The following is a 15,438-nucleotide window of genomic DNA, read 5'->3' as shown; positions in this document are numbered from 1 at the left end:
CTGTTTATATTCCCATACTGTTATATGATTATTATATAACACAGGAAATATAGAGAGCGTTTTTTTGATACGATGTTTACTGCAATCTGGTGCGGCTGGTATGCCGGAACGTCAGTGTAAATACAATACCCTTCACAATAGAAGTGAGGGAAAGTGCCCACCAGATACCGTCAAGTCCCATTCCTGCGAAACTGAGGATCATAGCCAGCGGAATCCTTGCCCCTGTAAGTACGATACTGATAATACTGCAAAGCTTGGTCATTCCAAGACCTGAGAGGGCACCGATGGTCATCAGCTCAATGGCCATAAACGCTTCACTGAAACCGATGATGATCAAATAATTCACTGCAATTGACAGGGACTCCTTATCATGGAAAAACAGTCCTGCGATGGGCTTCGGAAGGAATACAAACACAGCTGTTATGATCAGTCCCCATATAGCGAGAATACCAAAGGAGATCCGGTATCCATGCCGGATACGGTCATGTTTTTTTGCACCGTAGTTCTGAGCTGTAAAAGCATTCAGGGCAGAAGCAAAACCGTCCGCAGTATTCCAGGAAACAGATTCAATCTGGCCACCAACACGCTGAGTGGCAATGGCAGCAGCACCAAAACCAGAAACCATTCGTGTAAGCACCATGGAGATCATGCAGTAGATCATACTCTGTACAGCAGTTGGAAAACCGATCCGGAAGATATTTTTATAAAATTTTCCGGAATAACGTGAAAAAAGATGCACTTCACGGAGAATATTCGGTTCCATCCTGGAAGTAAGGATCCGGAATACCAGAACTGCGAAAACAAGGATCTGTGCAGTTACAGTGGCAACAGCAGCACCGGTTGTTTCCATCCTTGGAAAAGGTCCTACGCCAAGGATCAGAAGCGGGTCAAGGATCATATTTCCCACAAGACCAAGAAGATTGGCCATAAGAGGAGAGCTGGAGTCACCCTGGGCTGTAAAAAGTCCGGTCAGTGTCAGATTCAGGAAGGAAAAAATGATCAGCCCGCAGGTAAGCTTCATGTAGGAGCCGGCTGCCGTATAAGTTTCAGCATCTGTCAGATTAAAAAATCCGATCAGCGGATCAAGAAACACAAGACAGACAGCTGCAAAAAGAAGCCCGAAGAAAACAGTGATCTGCAGAGCACTGGCTGCATAGGAACGGGCCTCATCGTAATCTTTCCGGCCGCAGGCCTGTGCGGTGTTTACCTGTCCGCCCATTCGTGGAAGTGCTACAAGTCCCTGGGAAAGCCAGACATACATGCCGCCCACACCAACACCAGCAACAGCTTTGGAACCCAGAAGGCCAATCCAGGCCATGTCTGTGATGTTATAGGCTGTTCCCAGAAGAGAGGAAGCCATGATGGGCAGGGCCAGCTCAGCAAGGGTCTTGAGGATCGGGCCGGAAGTAAGGTCAATAGATTTCGTTTTTTTCATGATTATCTGCAAAGCTCCACAAGATCTGCCGGGGAAGAGATACGGTAGTCAGGAGCTTCCACTTCTCCGAAACCATATTCTGCGAAGATAAAAGGAATATCCGCCTTGCGGCAGGCATTGAAATCTCCAAGTGTATCACCCACATATACAGGATCTTTTAAGTCAAAGTCATCACGGATCTTCATGATGTTTTCGGCCTTGGCCATGCCTGTATCACCAGGGCAGAGATGACCTTTGAAGTAGTGGCCGAATCCGGTTGCCTGCAGAAATACTTCGATATATCCTGCCTGACAGTTGCTGACAATAAAAAGCGGAAAACGTGCAGAAAGATTTTTCAGTGTTTCTTCAAGCTGCGGATACAAAGGCGCGCATTTTCGAAGCAGAGCCTCGTGCTCAGCCTGGCAGCAGCCGTCAATGATACGAAGCTGCTCAGATTCCGGCAATTTCGGGAAAAGTGCTTTCGCAATGTCCGGAAGCAGCTGTCCGAAAAGTCCCATCAGACGTCTGGAACTTACGTCTGTATCCATGTGTTCCGTATTTGTAAGATAGTCATTCCAGGCCTCCGCCACGATCTCCGTGGAATCCCAGAGTGTGCCGTCAACGTCAAAAATGATGCTGTCCATTAAAGTAACCTCCCAATAAAAGTATAAATATTCTATATTGTATCAAAGGCAATACAAAATAATTTTATAAGAGAAAAGATGAAAAAGCAACTGTCTTTTTAAGGATTTTGTGTTATAGTAGAAAATGCGAGGTAAATAATATGAAATACAGAAATACGGTCAGAGGTATTTTTAAAGATCGTCCTAACCGTTTTATCGCCCATGTTAAGGTAGGTGATAAACTTGAGACAGTCCATGTAAAGAACACCGGCAGGTGCAGAGAACTTCTTGTTCCGGATGCAGAAGTCATCCTGGAGAAAAGTGATAATCCTGCCAGAAAGACGAAATATGATCTGATCTGTGTAAATAAAGCCGGCCGCTGGATCAATATGGATTCCCAGGCCCCCAATAAGGCAGCAGAAGAATGGACAGCAGCCGGAAATCTTTTTCCGGAAGAAATTACTGTACAGAGAGAGAAGACTTACGGGAATTCCAGGTTCGATCTTTACGTGGAATCGCCGGAACGGAAGGCATTTATTGAGGTAAAGGGAGTTACCCTGGAAGAAAAAAATATTGTCCGCTTTCCAGACGCACCGACAGCCCGCGGGGTCAGGCATCTGGAAGAACTGATCCATGCAGTGAAAGATGGATATGAAGCCTATCTTCTCCTGGTGATCCAGATGAAGGATGTGAGATATTTTGAACCAAATTGGGAAACACATCCGGAATTCGGTGAAACTCTGAGGAAAGCAGCAGATGCAGGTGTTCACATTCTGGCTTATGACTGTACCATCACAGAAGATTCCATGGAAATCTGCAGCCCTGTACCGGTGAAACTGGAAGAAGCGGGTTATTGAGAACGGAATGAACAGTAACAGAAGCGGGAATGGAGGGTAACACACATGTGTGAAAATATTGCGCAGCTTCTTCTGGAATGGTACGATAAAAATAAAAGAACCCTTCCATGGCGTGATAAGAACAATGCCTATTATACCTGGGTATCGGAAATCATGCTCCAGCAGACAAGAGTAGAAGCTGTGAAACCATATTTCCAGCGTTTTATCCGGGAACTGCCGGATGTGGCAAGTCTTGCAGCAGCACCGGAGGAACGCATTGTCAAACTCTGGGAAGGGCTTGGCTATTACAGCAGGGTCCGCAATATGCAGAAAGCGGCTATCCGGGTAATGGAAGAATACAATGGAAAGATACCTGAAGATTTTGAGACGCTGCTTTCGTTAAAAGGAATAGGAAGATACACAGCAGGAGCTATTTCTTCCATTGCATACGGACACAAAGTTCCGGCAGTGGACGGCAATGTTCTCCGTGTATATTCAAGACTTACAGAGAGCAGGGAAAATATCATGAAGCAGTCTGTCCGGAAATCTGTGGAAGAACAGCTGAAAGAGATCATGCCAGAGGACAGGCCGGGAGATTTCAACCAGGCTATGATGGAGATCGGTGCAGTAGTCTGTGTGCCGAACGGAAAAGCAAAATGTGAAGAATGCCCGCTTGGCAGATTCTGTCTGGCAAGGAAACATGGAACAGTGGAGGAACTTCCCGTAAAAGCACCTAAGAAAGCCAGAAAAATAGAGAACAGAACAGTGCTTGTAATACAGGATGGCGCAGCCACCGCGATCCGCAGACGGCCGCCGGAGGGGCTTCTGGCAGGACTTTACGAAATTCCGAATGTAGAAGGCCACCTGACACAGAAGGAAGCTCTCACACAGGTAAAAAATATTGGTCTGGAGCCTCTCCGTATTGAACAATTGCCGGATGCCAGGCATGTTTTTTCCCATATTGAATGGAGAATGTGTGCTTACCGTATTGCAGTGGCATCTCTGGAAGAGGCCGGACATCAGGAGTTTCTTTTTGTAGATAAAAAAGAATCCGACAGAAAATATGCAATTCCATCTGCGTTTAGCGCATACACGAAATACATGAAGGAGGAACACTCATGAAACTTTTGAGCGTAGCAATTCCATGCTATAATTCAGAGGCTTATATGTCAAAATGTATCAATTCCCTGCTGATCGGAGGAGAGGAAGTGGAGATCATCATCGTAGATGACGGCTCCAGTGACCGTACCGCTGAGATCGCAGACGATTATGCAGCAAAATATCCGACCATTGTCAAGGCAATCCATCAGGAGAACGGAGGACACGGACAGGCGGTAAATACCGGAATCCGTAATGCCACAGGTCTCTATTTCAAGGTTGTTGACAGTGATGACTGGGTAAATCAGGATGCATATTATGAGATCCTTAAGACTCTTTATGAGCTGACACGTGGAGCGGAAACAGTAGATCTTCTGATCAGCAATTTTGTCTATGAGAAACAGGGAGCGACCCGCAAGAAAGTCATGCAGTACAGACACTGTTTCCCGACGAATCAGATTTTTGGATGGGACGAAGTGCGCCATATGAAAAAAGGTCAGTACCTTCTGATGCACTCCATGATCTACAGAACGAAACTTCTCCACGATTGTGGAATGGAGCTTCCGAAGCATACATTTTATGTAGATAACCTGTTTGCTTTTGAACCTCTTCCGTATGTGAAGAATCTTTATTATCTGGATGTGAACTTCTACAGATATTTTATCGGAAGAGATGATCAGTCTGTCAATGAGAAGGTCATGATCAAGAGAATCGATCAGCAGATACGTGTAAACAAGCTGATGGTAGATGCATATCTGAAAGCCAGTGTAAGCAACCGCAGGCTTCGCATGTACATGTTCAGTTATCTGGATATTATTACAACAGTTTCTTCTATTATGCTGGTAAGAGCCGGCACAGAGGAATGTCTGGAAAAGAGACAGGAACTTCAGGATTACATTAAAGACCAGAATATGGGACTTTACAGGAAACTGAGAAGAAGTCTTTTCGGAAGAGTATCCAACCTTCCGGGAAGAGGTGGAAGGAAGATGTTCGTGGCAGCATATAAGATCTGCCAGAAGTTCTATGGATTTAACTAGGAATAAAAAAAAGCAGCCCCGGAATTTCAGGGCTGCTTTTTTATAAATTCTGTTCCAGGTTCTGTTTCCGGTTCTTCTTATGAATATGGCTCATGGCACGCTGCTCATCATATTCTTCTACTCTCTGCGGATAGAAGAGAAGGTGTCCGAACAGTGCCAGTGTTGTTCCAAGACATACATCAATTACAGAATGCTGTTTGATGAACATGGTTGAAAGAACAATGAGAGTGGACAGGATCAGAGATCCTATCTGGATCCACTTCTTATTCTTTAATGCCTGGCAGTGGCGGATGGCGAAATAAACTGCAAGTGAGTTGAATACATGAATACTTGGCAGGATATTGGTCGGTGTATCTGTTTTATAGATACCTGCCACCAGCTGGGTGAAAATATTATTCCGGGGGAATACAGCCGGACGGAGATGCTGGATATTCGGGTAAATATAAGAAACTACCAGAAAAACTGTCATGCCCATCATCAGGTTGAAGATCAGCTGGAAATATTCTCTTTTATTTTTATTTAAAAACAGAAAATAGGCAACTGTAAGTATCACGTACGGAAACCACAGAAGGTACGGTATAATAAAGATCTCACAGAACGGAATCATATCGTCAAAAACAGTATGTACAATGTGGTAGGAATGTACAGGTCGCTGTTCCAGATAATTAAACAGGATAAGATATACGATAAAATAACTGAGGATCACAAAACCGTGCCTGTATTTTTTTATCTTACTCAACATAACGCTTCCTTTCTTGAAGTATGGCCGGGTGTAGCTCATTAGTCGGATTGTTTACGCTCCGGTTTGTTAAGTATCCACCTGCTACTATAACACAGGCATTATGATTTTTAAAGGTTTCTTTTCGATTGACACAGAAAATTCACGCTGGATTCCGCCGGATTCTCCGTCTTTATGCACAGGAAGAGGATAGTCACTTGTAATATGTACATCCCTGCACTTTAAAATATGTACGCCTTTGATCTTCGTATGTCCGCCCCAGAGTGCACTGGGCAGACAGAAAAGCATCTTGAACCTGGAAATGCCTGAAAGAACGATCACATCCAGAAGTCCGTCATCCGGTCTGGCATCAGGACAGAATTTAAAACCGCCTCCTTCGTATTTCTGGTTCATTGCAGTCGCAAACCATGTTTTCGGGAATATCCGTTCGCCCTCCGTATCTGTCTGTACTGTGACTGTAAAAGGAGTGAGGAATAGAAACTGTTTCAGTGCCACCATGAGGTAGGTAAGTTTCCCAAGATGAAGACGGTTGAGAAATTTTTTGCCAGGGGTGATAAGTACTTCCTGGCATATTGCTGCATCATAACCCATTCCTGCACTGATGCCGAAACGGTAGGCATGCGGCCCAAGCTGGATCTTCGGAACATCCATGGAAACAATACGTCTTTTATTTAATATGATGCGAAGTGCTTCTTCAGGGTTCCTGGGAAGCCCCATGCTCCGGCAGAAATCATTGCCTGAACCAGTAGGGATGAAGCCGAAGATCACACTGTCCAGATCTTCAATTCCTGTCAGAACCTCGTAAATAGTTCCGTCACCGCCAACAGTGACCAGTGTCGCCGGCTCATCCGGAGTTCCTGACGCGCTGATCTTACGTGCAAATTCTGTAGCGTGTCCCACATACTCTGTGAGATAATACTGATATGAAATCCCCTGACTCTCCATGATGCTGCGAAGATGGTTCCAGATCTCACGTCCCTGGCCCGATCTTGAATTGGGATTCACAATAAAAGAATACATATGAAAACCTCCAAACTGCTGTCAGCTTTATCATAACATTGAAGACAGCGTTTTACAAATTAAAAATTCTTAAAGAATTCTATATTTTACATAAATTTAACGATTTTCCACGCATGGATTTTACCAAGAAAAATTATACTGGGAAACAGTGAAAGAAAAAAGATTCGGAGGAAAATTATGATATATCTGGTAGAGGATGACGAGAGCATCCGTGAACTTGTTGTATACACGCTAAACAGTCAGGGCCTTGAGGCTCAGGGGTTTGAGCGGCCTTCACTTTTCTGGAAAGCAATGGAAAAGGAGCTGCCGTCACTGGTACTTCTGGACATTATGCTTCCGGAGGAGGACGGCCTTTCCATTCTTAAAAAGATCCGGATCCGTCCTGATGTGCGGAAGCTTCCGGTGATCATGCTCACTGCGAAAGGCAGCGAATTTGATACAGTGGTGGGGCTGGACAGCGGAGCAGACGATTATATTCCGAAGCCTTTCCGTATGATGGAGCTGATCTCCAGAGTTCGGGCACTGCTTAGAAGATCCGAGGATAACGGAGCTGAAGAATACCGGATGGGCAATCTTTATGTATGTCCGGGAAGACATGAGGTGACAGTTGACAGAGAACCTGTGAACCTGACTTTAAAAGAATATGAAATGCTTTGTCTTCTTTTAAAAAACAGCGGCACAGTGCTATCCAGGACTCAGCTTCTTAATCAGATCTGGGGATATGAGTTCGATGGAGAGAGCAGAACTGTGGATGTGCATATACGAACCCTTCGCCAGAAGCTTGGCACAGCCGGAGATATGGTGGAAACCATCCGGGGAGTAGGATATAAGATCAGCGGAAAAACTGCATAACAGGAAATAAAAGAAGAGCATTTCGACGGAAAAAAGGCCATGGCACTTTTCTGGACGAAGTGCTTTTTTCATGCTATAATAGGTGAACCCTGAAGCATATCTGAAAAATGCTTTAAAGAGCAAGAGGTGAAATATAAATATGAAATCATTAGTTATCGCGGAGAAGCCGTCCGTTGCCAGAGATATCGCCAGAGTTCTCCACTGTAATCAGAAAGGGAACGGAACCCTTGAGGGAAAGGATTATGTAGTGACCTGGGCACTGGGCCATCTGGTAACACTGGCTGATCCGGAGGAATACGATAAAAAATATACGAAATGGGAGCTTACAACCCTTCCCATGATGCCTGAGAAGATGAAGCTGGTGGTGATCCGCCAGACATCCAGGCAGTATAATGCAGTGAAGACACAGCTTTACAGGAAGGATATCGGAGAGATCATCATTGCCACAGATGCAGGCCGTGAGGGAGAACTGGTTGCCAGATGGATCCTTGCCAAGGCAGACTGCCATAAACCTATCAAACGTCTGTGGATCTCATCTGTAACGGACAAGGCAATCAGAGATGGATTCGCACACCTTAAGAATGGTCATGATTATGATAATCTCTACCGTGCTGCACAGGCAAGGGCAGAGGCAGACTGGCTGGTTGGAATGAATGGAACAAGAGCACTGACCTGCAAATATAATGCACAGCTTTCCTGTGGACGGGTGCAGACACCGACACTTGCCATGATCGCAAGGCGTGAGCAGGAGATACGGGAATTCAGGCCGGAAGATTATTACGGGATTATCTTACAGGCAGGGAATGTGTGCTGGACATGGAGAGACAAAAAGAGCGGAAGCCTCCGGACCTTTAAGAAAGAACGTGCACAGGAGATTCAGGCGAAAGCAGGAAAAAGCAGCCTCACAGTAACCAAAGTATCCAGAAAACCGAAGAAAACGTTTTCGCCGGGCCTTTATGATCTGACAACACTTCAGAGAGAAGCCAATCAGAAATATGGATTTTCCGCAAAGGAAACCTTAAATATCATGCAGAGACTGTATGAGAACCATAAGGTACTTACCTATCCGCGAACTGATTCCAGATATATAGGAAAAGATGTGGTTCCTACTATTAAGGAGCGTCTCCAGGCATGCGGAACAGGTCCTTACCGGAAACTTGCGGGAGCACTTGCCAATAAGCCGATTCAGGCCAATGCAGGTTTTGTAGATGATAAGAAGGTCAGCGACCATCATGCGATCATTCCTACAGAACAGTTTGTACAGCTGGACCATATGACCAATGAAGAACGAAAGATCTATGATATGGTCGTACGGAGGTTTTTAAGCGTGCTGTACCCACCGGCTGTATTCGAGCAGGTAAGCATGGAAGGAACAGCAGCAGGAGAGACTTTTGCAGCAAGTGGACGTATTGTGAAAAGTGCAGGATGGAGAGAAGTATACGAAGGCGGCTGGCAGGACGATGAGGAGGATGATTCCCGGGAAAAGCTGAAGGATCAGAAGCTTCCGGAGCTGAAAGAAGGAGAAAACCTTACAGTAGAATCAGCTTCACTTACTAACGGAAAAACGAAACCGCCGGCAAGATTTACGGAAGCAACTCTTCTTGGTGCTATGGAGAACCCGGTTCATTTTATGGAGAGCCACGACAAAAAGGCTGCCAGAACATTGGGGGAGACAGGTGGACTTGGAACTGTTGCAACAAGAGCTGATATCATTGAGAAGCTTTTTAACAGTTTTATGATGGAAAAAAGAGGAAATGATATATATATCACGTCCAAAGCGAAACAGCTTCTGGAACTTGTGCCTGAAGATCTGAAAAAACCTGAGCTTACAGCTGACTGGGAGATGAAGCTTTCCGATATTGCCAGCGGAAAACTCCGTCAGGATAAATTCCTCACAGGAATCCGTGAGTATGCCTGCGAGATCGTAGATGAGATCAAGAGCGGACAGGGAACTTTTCGCCATGATAATATGACAAACAAGAAATGCCCGAACTGCGGCAAACATCTTCTTGCAGTTAACGGCAAAAATGCCAGTATGCTGGTGTGTGAGGACAGAGAGTGCGGATACAGGGAGACTGTTTCCAGGACAACCAATGCGCGCTGCCCGAAATGCCACAAGCGTATGGAGATGCTTCTGAAAGGAAAAGAAGAGACCTTTGTGTGCAAGTGCGGATATAAGGAGAAACTTTCCTCTTTCCAGGCAAGAAGAGCCAGGGAAGGTGCAGGTGTTAATAAAAAGGATGTGCAGCGCTATCTTAAGAAGCAGCAGAAAGAGGCCAATGAGCCGGTGAATAACGCATTTGCACAGGCATTGTCCGGGATTAAACTGGATTAGATAACAGATAGAACATGTTCACGAAACAGCAGTCGAAGCCTGAAAAGCGCCGGCAATTCCGGAATAGTGCGATCAGGTGCATGCAGGACAGCAGAAAGAGAGGATTCGGATATGGGATTACAGGATGACAGAATGTCAGGAAACATTCAGGATATAGCAAGATTGATCACAAGACTTCTTCTTCAGGGAGATATGCCGCAGTATACACTTCCGGCAGCAGAAGCAGATTATACGGAAGCAGATCAGCTTTTTTCAAAAATCATAGGACTGGCAGACGAGGGAGATATCAACGGGGCAGAGAACGAGCTTCTTATGAACATGGAGGATGATGATCCGGAATATCTGGAACTTGCCCTTACATTTTATCTTTATCTCAATGATATGGACGGTGATTATCTGGATGACCATGATTATTCCAGAGAAGAGATCCTGGATGGTTTGAAGAGTCTTGCTGAAGACTGGGGAGTAACGGGCTTGGAGACCCTGGTGTAATGCGGCGGGAAGTTACGCTGGAGGAGATTTCCGACGGCCGTTTATACGAAGCAAATGACATGGTAAAAGCAGACTGCCAGGACTGCAAAGGATGTTTTGACTGCTGTACGGGAATGGGGGATTCTGTTGTGCTGGATCCTCTGGATGTATGGCGTTTAAGCCAGGGGCTTCATTTAAGTCCGGATCAGCTTCTTGCGGGAAAAATTGAGCTTGGCGTTACAGACGGGAATATTTTGCCACATCTTAAGATGACAGGAGCAGAGGAACGCTGCATATTTCTGGATGGAAACGGACGGTGCTCCATTCACAGCTTCCGTCCGGGTTTTTGCCGTTTGTTTCCGCTGGGAAGATACTATGAGGACGGCAACTTTAAATACATTCTTCAGATCCACGAGTGCAAAAAGACCAGCCGCAGTAAGATCAAGGTCCGGAAATGGGTAGATACACCGGATTTCAAAAATTATGAAAAATTTGTCTGCGATTGGCATTATTTTCTTCTGGATGTCCAGGAAGTTCTCTATGAGAGCGAGGACAGTGATCTGATCCGAAATCTGAACATGTATATTGTGAACCAGTTTTACCGGAAGCCTTATGATGAGAAGCGGGATTTTTATGAGCAGTTTTATGAGCGGCTTACAGCAGGTAAACAACTGCTCAGTCTGGGAGTATAATGCGTAGTTTGCTTTAATGCGGATATCTGCATATTATCCTGAAGATGTATGCAGAGTTTTTTATGCAGAGGAAAGAAAGGATTTTTTGACATATGAACTTAAATCAGCTCACATATTTTGTGACTCTTGCCCAGATCGAAAATTATACCAGAGCAGCCAAGAGGCTGGATATTACGCAGCCAAGTCTGAGCCATGCGATTTCCAATCTTGAAAAGGAGCTTAAGGTTCCCCTTTTTGAGCGTCACGGAAGAAATGTCACCATGACCAAATACGGGGAAATGTTTCTGAAATATGTGCAGGACTCCTTACATATCCTGAATCTTGGGGTGGAGAGGATACAGGAAGCGGCAAGGATTCCGGGAGGAAGTATTTCCATCGGGTACATCCATACCCAGGGACGCCGGTTTATCCCGGAGCTTGTCCGCGGATTTTTAAATGAACAGAAAGGAAAAAAGGTCGATTTTCATTTCCAGAATGCAGCTACAGGAACGCTGATCCGGGGGCTGAAGGAAGAAAAGTTTGATGTGATTTTCTGTTCCCGTGCTGAAGGAGAAAAAGAAATCAGCTTTGTGCCGGTAGCGGAAGAAAAGTTGGTGGCTGTAGTGCCGGAGAACCATGCCCTGGCAGGCAAAAATACAGTGACAATAGAAGAACTGGGACAATATCCACAGGTGACTTTTACTCCTACCAGCGGATTGTATTTTGTGGTACGGGAGCTTTTTGAAAAAGAGGGGATCGTACCGGAAACCGCTTTTGAAGTGGAAGAGGATGGTGCACTTGCAGGAATGGTGGCAGAAGGTTTTGGTGTGGGAATTGTGCCGGATGTGCCGGTGATCCATACCTTGCCTGTGAAGATCCTGAATATTGAGAATCTTCATTATCGCCGTTACATATATATGGGAATGCTGAAAAACAGGTATCAGGGCTCTCTTGTGGAGCAGTTCAGGGATTATATCTTCAGGCATTACCGGATCTATGAAGTGATACAGTAGAATCTCTGTGAAAAAATTCTCATGAAAAATCTCTGCTTCTGTAATGAGGCGGAGATTTTTTTGAACACAGATCCAGGAGTGATTACTAAAAACCATAAAAATAATCTATAGATCACATGTATAAATTCGATGAAAGTTTAGGTTGAGATAAAAATGGCCAGTTGGTATAATAAGAACAGACACTTAGTTTAAAGTGATAAAGCGATGACGGAAATCCGTGATAAAATGAACGAAGTAAAGGAGATATTATGAACCAGTTAGAAGTATTAAGAGAGAGCCTTGGACAGTGCGATGAGATCATCCTGGATGCACTGCTTATGAGAAACAGAATCGTTGAGGACATCATGGTATACAAGGAAGCTCATGATCTTCCTGTACTGCAGCCGGAGCAGGAGGCGAAGCAGAAGGGATGGCTGGAAGCCAGAATGGAAGGTAGACGCCATAAGAAAGAAGTAAACGATGTTTTTGCAAGCATCACACAGAACAGTAAGAGAATCCAGTCCAGAAATCTCTTTAATTACAACATTTTCCTTATCGGATTCATGGGCGCAGGTAAATCTACAATTTCTGACTACCTGAAGAATGCACTGGCTATGGATGTAGTTGAGATGGATCAGTGTATCGTGGAGAGACAGGGAATGAGCATTTCCGATATCTTTGAGACTTACGGAGAAGAGTATTTCCGTGAGCTTGAGACCAACCTTCTTATTGAGATGCAGTCCAGATCTAATGTTGTAGTATCCTGTGGCGGTGGTGTCCCGATGCGGGAGCGCAATGTTGCTGAGATGAAAAAAAATGGCCGTGTCGTACTCCTTACTGCAAAGCCGGAAACTATTCTGGAACGTGTAAAGGATAATCATGACCGTCCGTTACTTGAGAACAACAAAAATGTTTCATTTATCGCTGACCTGTTGGAGAAGCGTCGTGCGAAATACGAGGCAGCAGCAGACATCGTGATCCAGACAGACGGAAAGAGTGAACTTGAGATCTGTGAGGAGCTGATTCACAGACTTCGTGAGACAGATGCGAATAAATAATCGCTGATCATAAAGCAGAATATTTTTTATATATAAAAAAGGACAGGTGTCCGATAAACCGTACAGAGATAAGGCGGGAATCGGGCAGCTGTTCTTTTATTATCGGATACAAATCGTAAATATCCATTTGATAATGAAGCTTTCGGACAGCAGATGACTGATCTGCCGTCCGCTTAATTGGTCTTATAAAAGATTTCTTTTGAGGTAGTCTCGATCACAAACTTCTTAAACGATTCCACAACCGGCGGATGATAAACATCTTTCAGCATGGCCATATAAAAATTTCTCTGCCAGCTTGGTGAAACAAGAGGCAGGATCTTAAGATCCAGAGAATGAAGGATAGGGATATCCGGGGCAATGCAGATGCCGAAGTCATTGGCAACAAACCCTGCGGCAACCTGATCCTCATCAATCTCAAAAGCAACATCCGGGTACTGGCCGATGCTCTTAAACAGCTGGTCAATGATCTGGCGCAGGCCGCTTCGCTTCTTGAAGATGATCTGCTTGTATGGAAGCGTTTCCTCCAGATGTATCTCGGATTTCTCAGCAAGAGGATGTTCCGGTGGAACGATGACGACCAGATCCTGCTTGGCAACCGGAATAAATTCAATCAGCGGTTCGTCGTCAAATTTGGAACAGAAGCCGATATCGTATTTCTTCTCTTTCAGTCCGGTGAGGATATCACCGGTAAGTACCTTATCACAGAACAGATTGAAATTGATCTTTTTTTCTTTGTTGGCATTAAGAAAGCTGCGGATGATCTTCGGCATAAAGTCAACACCCAGAGTTCTGAGAAAAGCCACATCAATCTGTCCTTCTCCCTTTCCTGCAAGCTGGAGACCGTTTACAGAGGAATCCAGCCGGTTCAGGGTTTGTTCAACATCCTCCAGAAAAGACTTGCCATACTTGGTGAGAGAAACATTCCGTCCGTTTTTTTCAAATAATTTCACTCCAAGCTCTTCCTCCAGAGAAGAGATCGCGTGACTTAAGCTGGGCTGCGTGATGGCCAGAACGTCAGCAGCTTTTGTATAATGCTCCAGATGAGCCAGTGTCACGAAATAGCGAAGATGATACAGGTTCATTTTTCAATACTCCTTTCGTAAGTTTAGCTGAATGTTTTACTTCGGACAGATCCCAGGTAAGTCTGACAGACATAAGAGATTTGCCGGGCCGTATGCTGTGACGGTGGCAGTACGGCTGAATCTGTTTTATATAGTATAACATGATATATTGATAAAATCTATGAATTCTCCTGGTACAATCAATTTGTTTTGTATTTAACAAAGTTATATAATGCTTATAGAAAAAAGATACAAAATAATTAAAAAAAAACCAAAAAAATTATTTATATTTTCAGGAGGAATTACCATGTCAAAAGAATTTCCAATTACAATCAGTTCCTGGACACTTGGGGATCAGTGCAAATTTGAGGACCGTGTAAAAGCTGCCAAAGAGGCTGGCTATGAGGGAATCGGCCTGAGAGCAGAAACCTACGTAGATGCCCTGAATGAGGGACTTTTCGATGAGGATATCCTGGCGATCCTGGATAAATATGACATGAAGGTAACAGAGGTTGAGTACATCGTGCAGTGGGCAGAGGAGCATCGTTCCTATGAGCAGAAATATAAAGAACAGCTCTGCTTCCATATGTGTGAATTATTTAACGTAGAACAGATCAACTGCGGACTGATGGAGAACTATTCCGTAGAGTACACAGCACAGAAACTTCGTGAGCTTTGCCACAGAGCAGGCAAATACATCATCGGTGTTGAGCCAATGCCGTACAGCGGAATCCCGGATGTGAAAAAGGGCTGGGCTGTTGTAAAAGCTGCTGACTGCGAGAATGCAAAACTGATCCTTGATACATGGCACTGGGTAAGAGCAAACCAGCCGATCGAGCTTTCCGTACTTGAGGGAATCCCGGCAGACAAGATCGTATCCATCCAGATCAACGATGTATGGGAAAGACCATATGCAACAACGATCTTAAGAGATGAGTCCATGCATGACCGTCTTGCTCCTGGAACAGGAATCGGAACAACTGTGCCGTTCGTAAAAATGATCAAAGAAAAAGGCATCAGACCAAATGCTATCGGCGTAGAAGTTATCAGCGATGCAAACCTTGAAAAAGGTATTGAGTATGCTGCAAAACATACATATGAGAACACAAGGAAGGTACTGGAAGAGGCTTGGCCGGAAGTATTGTAATTAATATAAGAAACTAATATTTCAGACGAACCCCTGTTTCCGACGTCATACCGGTGACAGGGCGTTCCAGTGAGAGAAACAAAA

General features: G+C 44.7%; 15 protein-coding genes. 10 read left to right on the top strand and 5 right to left on the bottom strand.

Going from position 1 to position 15,438, the window contains the following annotated elements; all coding sequences use genetic code 11:
- Positions 1-76: 76 nt before the first annotated feature.
- Together HFM85_RS04605 and HFM85_RS04600 are read right to left on the bottom strand one after the other, a co-directional pair.
- Positions 77-1,435 (bottom strand): MATE family efflux transporter, encoded by a 1,359-nt coding sequence (locus HFM85_RS04605; protein WP_173737375.1) that lies wholly within the window; start codon positions 1,433-1,435, stop codon positions 77-79.
- A 2-nt stretch (positions 1,436-1,437) separates the two neighbouring features.
- Entirely contained in the window at positions 1,438-2,058 is a 621-nt protein-coding gene (locus HFM85_RS04600; protein WP_173737374.1) for an HAD family hydrolase, read from the bottom strand.
- Positions 2,059-2,198: 140 nt separating this feature from the next.
- Between HFM85_RS04600 and sfsA the strand changes: the two genes are divergently transcribed.
- Genes sfsA through HFM85_RS04590 form a run of 3 tightly spaced genes read left to right on the top strand, consistent with a single transcriptional unit; the run spans position 2,199 to position 5,008 of the window.
- Positions 2,199-2,894, top strand: a complete 696-nt coding sequence (gene sfsA / locus HFM85_RS16210) for a DNA/RNA nuclease SfsA (protein WP_173757583.1) — start codon at positions 2,199-2,201, stop codon at positions 2,892-2,894.
- A 45-nt stretch (positions 2,895-2,939) separates the two neighbouring features.
- Positions 2,940-3,995, top strand: a complete 1,056-nt coding sequence (gene mutY, locus HFM85_RS16205) for an A/G-specific adenine glycosylase (RefSeq protein ID WP_173757584.1) — start codon at positions 2,940-2,942, stop codon at positions 3,993-3,995.
- Entirely contained in the window at positions 3,992-5,008 is a 1,017-nt protein-coding gene (locus HFM85_RS04590; protein ID WP_173737373.1) for a glycosyltransferase family 2 protein, read from the top strand. The genes mutY and HFM85_RS04590 overlap by 4 nt, the downstream gene beginning before the upstream one ends.
- A gap of 40 nt (positions 5,009-5,048) precedes the next feature.
- Here HFM85_RS04590 and HFM85_RS04585 read toward each other — a convergent pair whose 3' ends face one another.
- Positions 5,049-5,750 carry a phosphatase PAP2 family protein gene (locus HFM85_RS04585; RefSeq protein ID WP_173737372.1) on the bottom strand — a complete coding sequence of 234 codons (702 nt, stop codon included), beginning with the start codon at positions 5,748-5,750 and terminating at the stop codon, positions 5,049-5,051.
- An 84-nt stretch (positions 5,751-5,834) separates the two neighbouring features.
- The gene (locus HFM85_RS04580; protein ID WP_173737371.1) at positions 5,835-6,767 is read right to left on the bottom strand and encodes a diacylglycerol/lipid kinase family protein; all 933 of its coding nucleotides are present in this window, start codon (positions 6,765-6,767) and stop codon (positions 5,835-5,837) included.
- A 177-nt stretch (positions 6,768-6,944) separates the two neighbouring features.
- Here HFM85_RS04580 and HFM85_RS04575 point away from each other — a divergent pair, with 177 nt between their 5' ends.
- The 6 genes from HFM85_RS04575 (at position 6,945) to HFM85_RS04550 (ending at position 13,146) form a co-directional block, all read left to right on the top strand.
- On the top strand, positions 6,945-7,619 hold the full coding sequence (locus HFM85_RS04575) for a response regulator transcription factor (RefSeq protein ID WP_119239611.1): 675 nt from the start codon (positions 6,945-6,947) through the stop codon (positions 7,617-7,619).
- Between the two features lie 139 nt (positions 7,620-7,758).
- Positions 7,759-9,954, top strand: coding sequence for a DNA topoisomerase III (locus tag HFM85_RS04570; RefSeq protein ID WP_173737370.1), 2,196 nt, complete (start codon positions 7,759-7,761; stop codon positions 9,952-9,954).
- A 111-nt stretch (positions 9,955-10,065) separates the two neighbouring features.
- Entirely contained in the window at positions 10,066-10,446 is a 381-nt protein-coding gene (locus HFM85_RS04565; RefSeq protein ID WP_173737369.1) for a DUF6483 family protein, read from the top strand.
- A complete protein-coding gene (locus HFM85_RS04560) occupies positions 10,446-11,117 on the top strand; it encodes a YkgJ family cysteine cluster protein (protein WP_173737368.1) in 672 nt (223 codons plus the stop codon). The genes HFM85_RS04565 and HFM85_RS04560 overlap by 1 nt, the downstream gene beginning before the upstream one ends.
- A gap of 92 nt (positions 11,118-11,209) precedes the next feature.
- Complete coding sequence (locus HFM85_RS04555) at positions 11,210-12,109, top strand: LysR family transcriptional regulator (protein ID WP_173737367.1); 900 nt, start codon at positions 11,210-11,212, stop codon at positions 12,107-12,109.
- Positions 12,110-12,357: 248 nt separating this feature from the next.
- Positions 12,358-13,146 (top strand): shikimate kinase, encoded by a 789-nt coding sequence (locus HFM85_RS04550; protein WP_119239614.1) that lies wholly within the window; start codon positions 12,358-12,360, stop codon positions 13,144-13,146.
- Between the two features lie 173 nt (positions 13,147-13,319).
- Here HFM85_RS04550 and HFM85_RS04545 read toward each other — a convergent pair whose 3' ends face one another.
- Positions 13,320-14,228, bottom strand: coding sequence for a LysR family transcriptional regulator (locus tag HFM85_RS04545; protein ID WP_173737366.1), 909 nt, complete (start codon positions 14,226-14,228; stop codon positions 13,320-13,322).
- 286 nt (positions 14,229-14,514) lie between these two features.
- Between HFM85_RS04545 and HFM85_RS04540 the strand changes: the two genes are divergently transcribed.
- Complete coding sequence (locus tag HFM85_RS04540) at positions 14,515-15,354, top strand: sugar phosphate isomerase/epimerase family protein (protein ID WP_173737365.1); 840 nt, start codon at positions 14,515-14,517, stop codon at positions 15,352-15,354.
- The last annotated feature ends 84 nt before the right edge of the window (positions 15,355-15,438 follow it).

The organism is Blautia schinkii, assembly GCF_013304825.1.
Taxonomy (GTDB): Bacteria; Bacillota; Clostridia; order Lachnospirales; family Lachnospiraceae; genus Blautia_A; species Blautia_A schinkii_B.
Note: the sequence above shows the minus strand (reverse complement) of the source record. Positions and strands in the feature narration are given on the sequence as shown.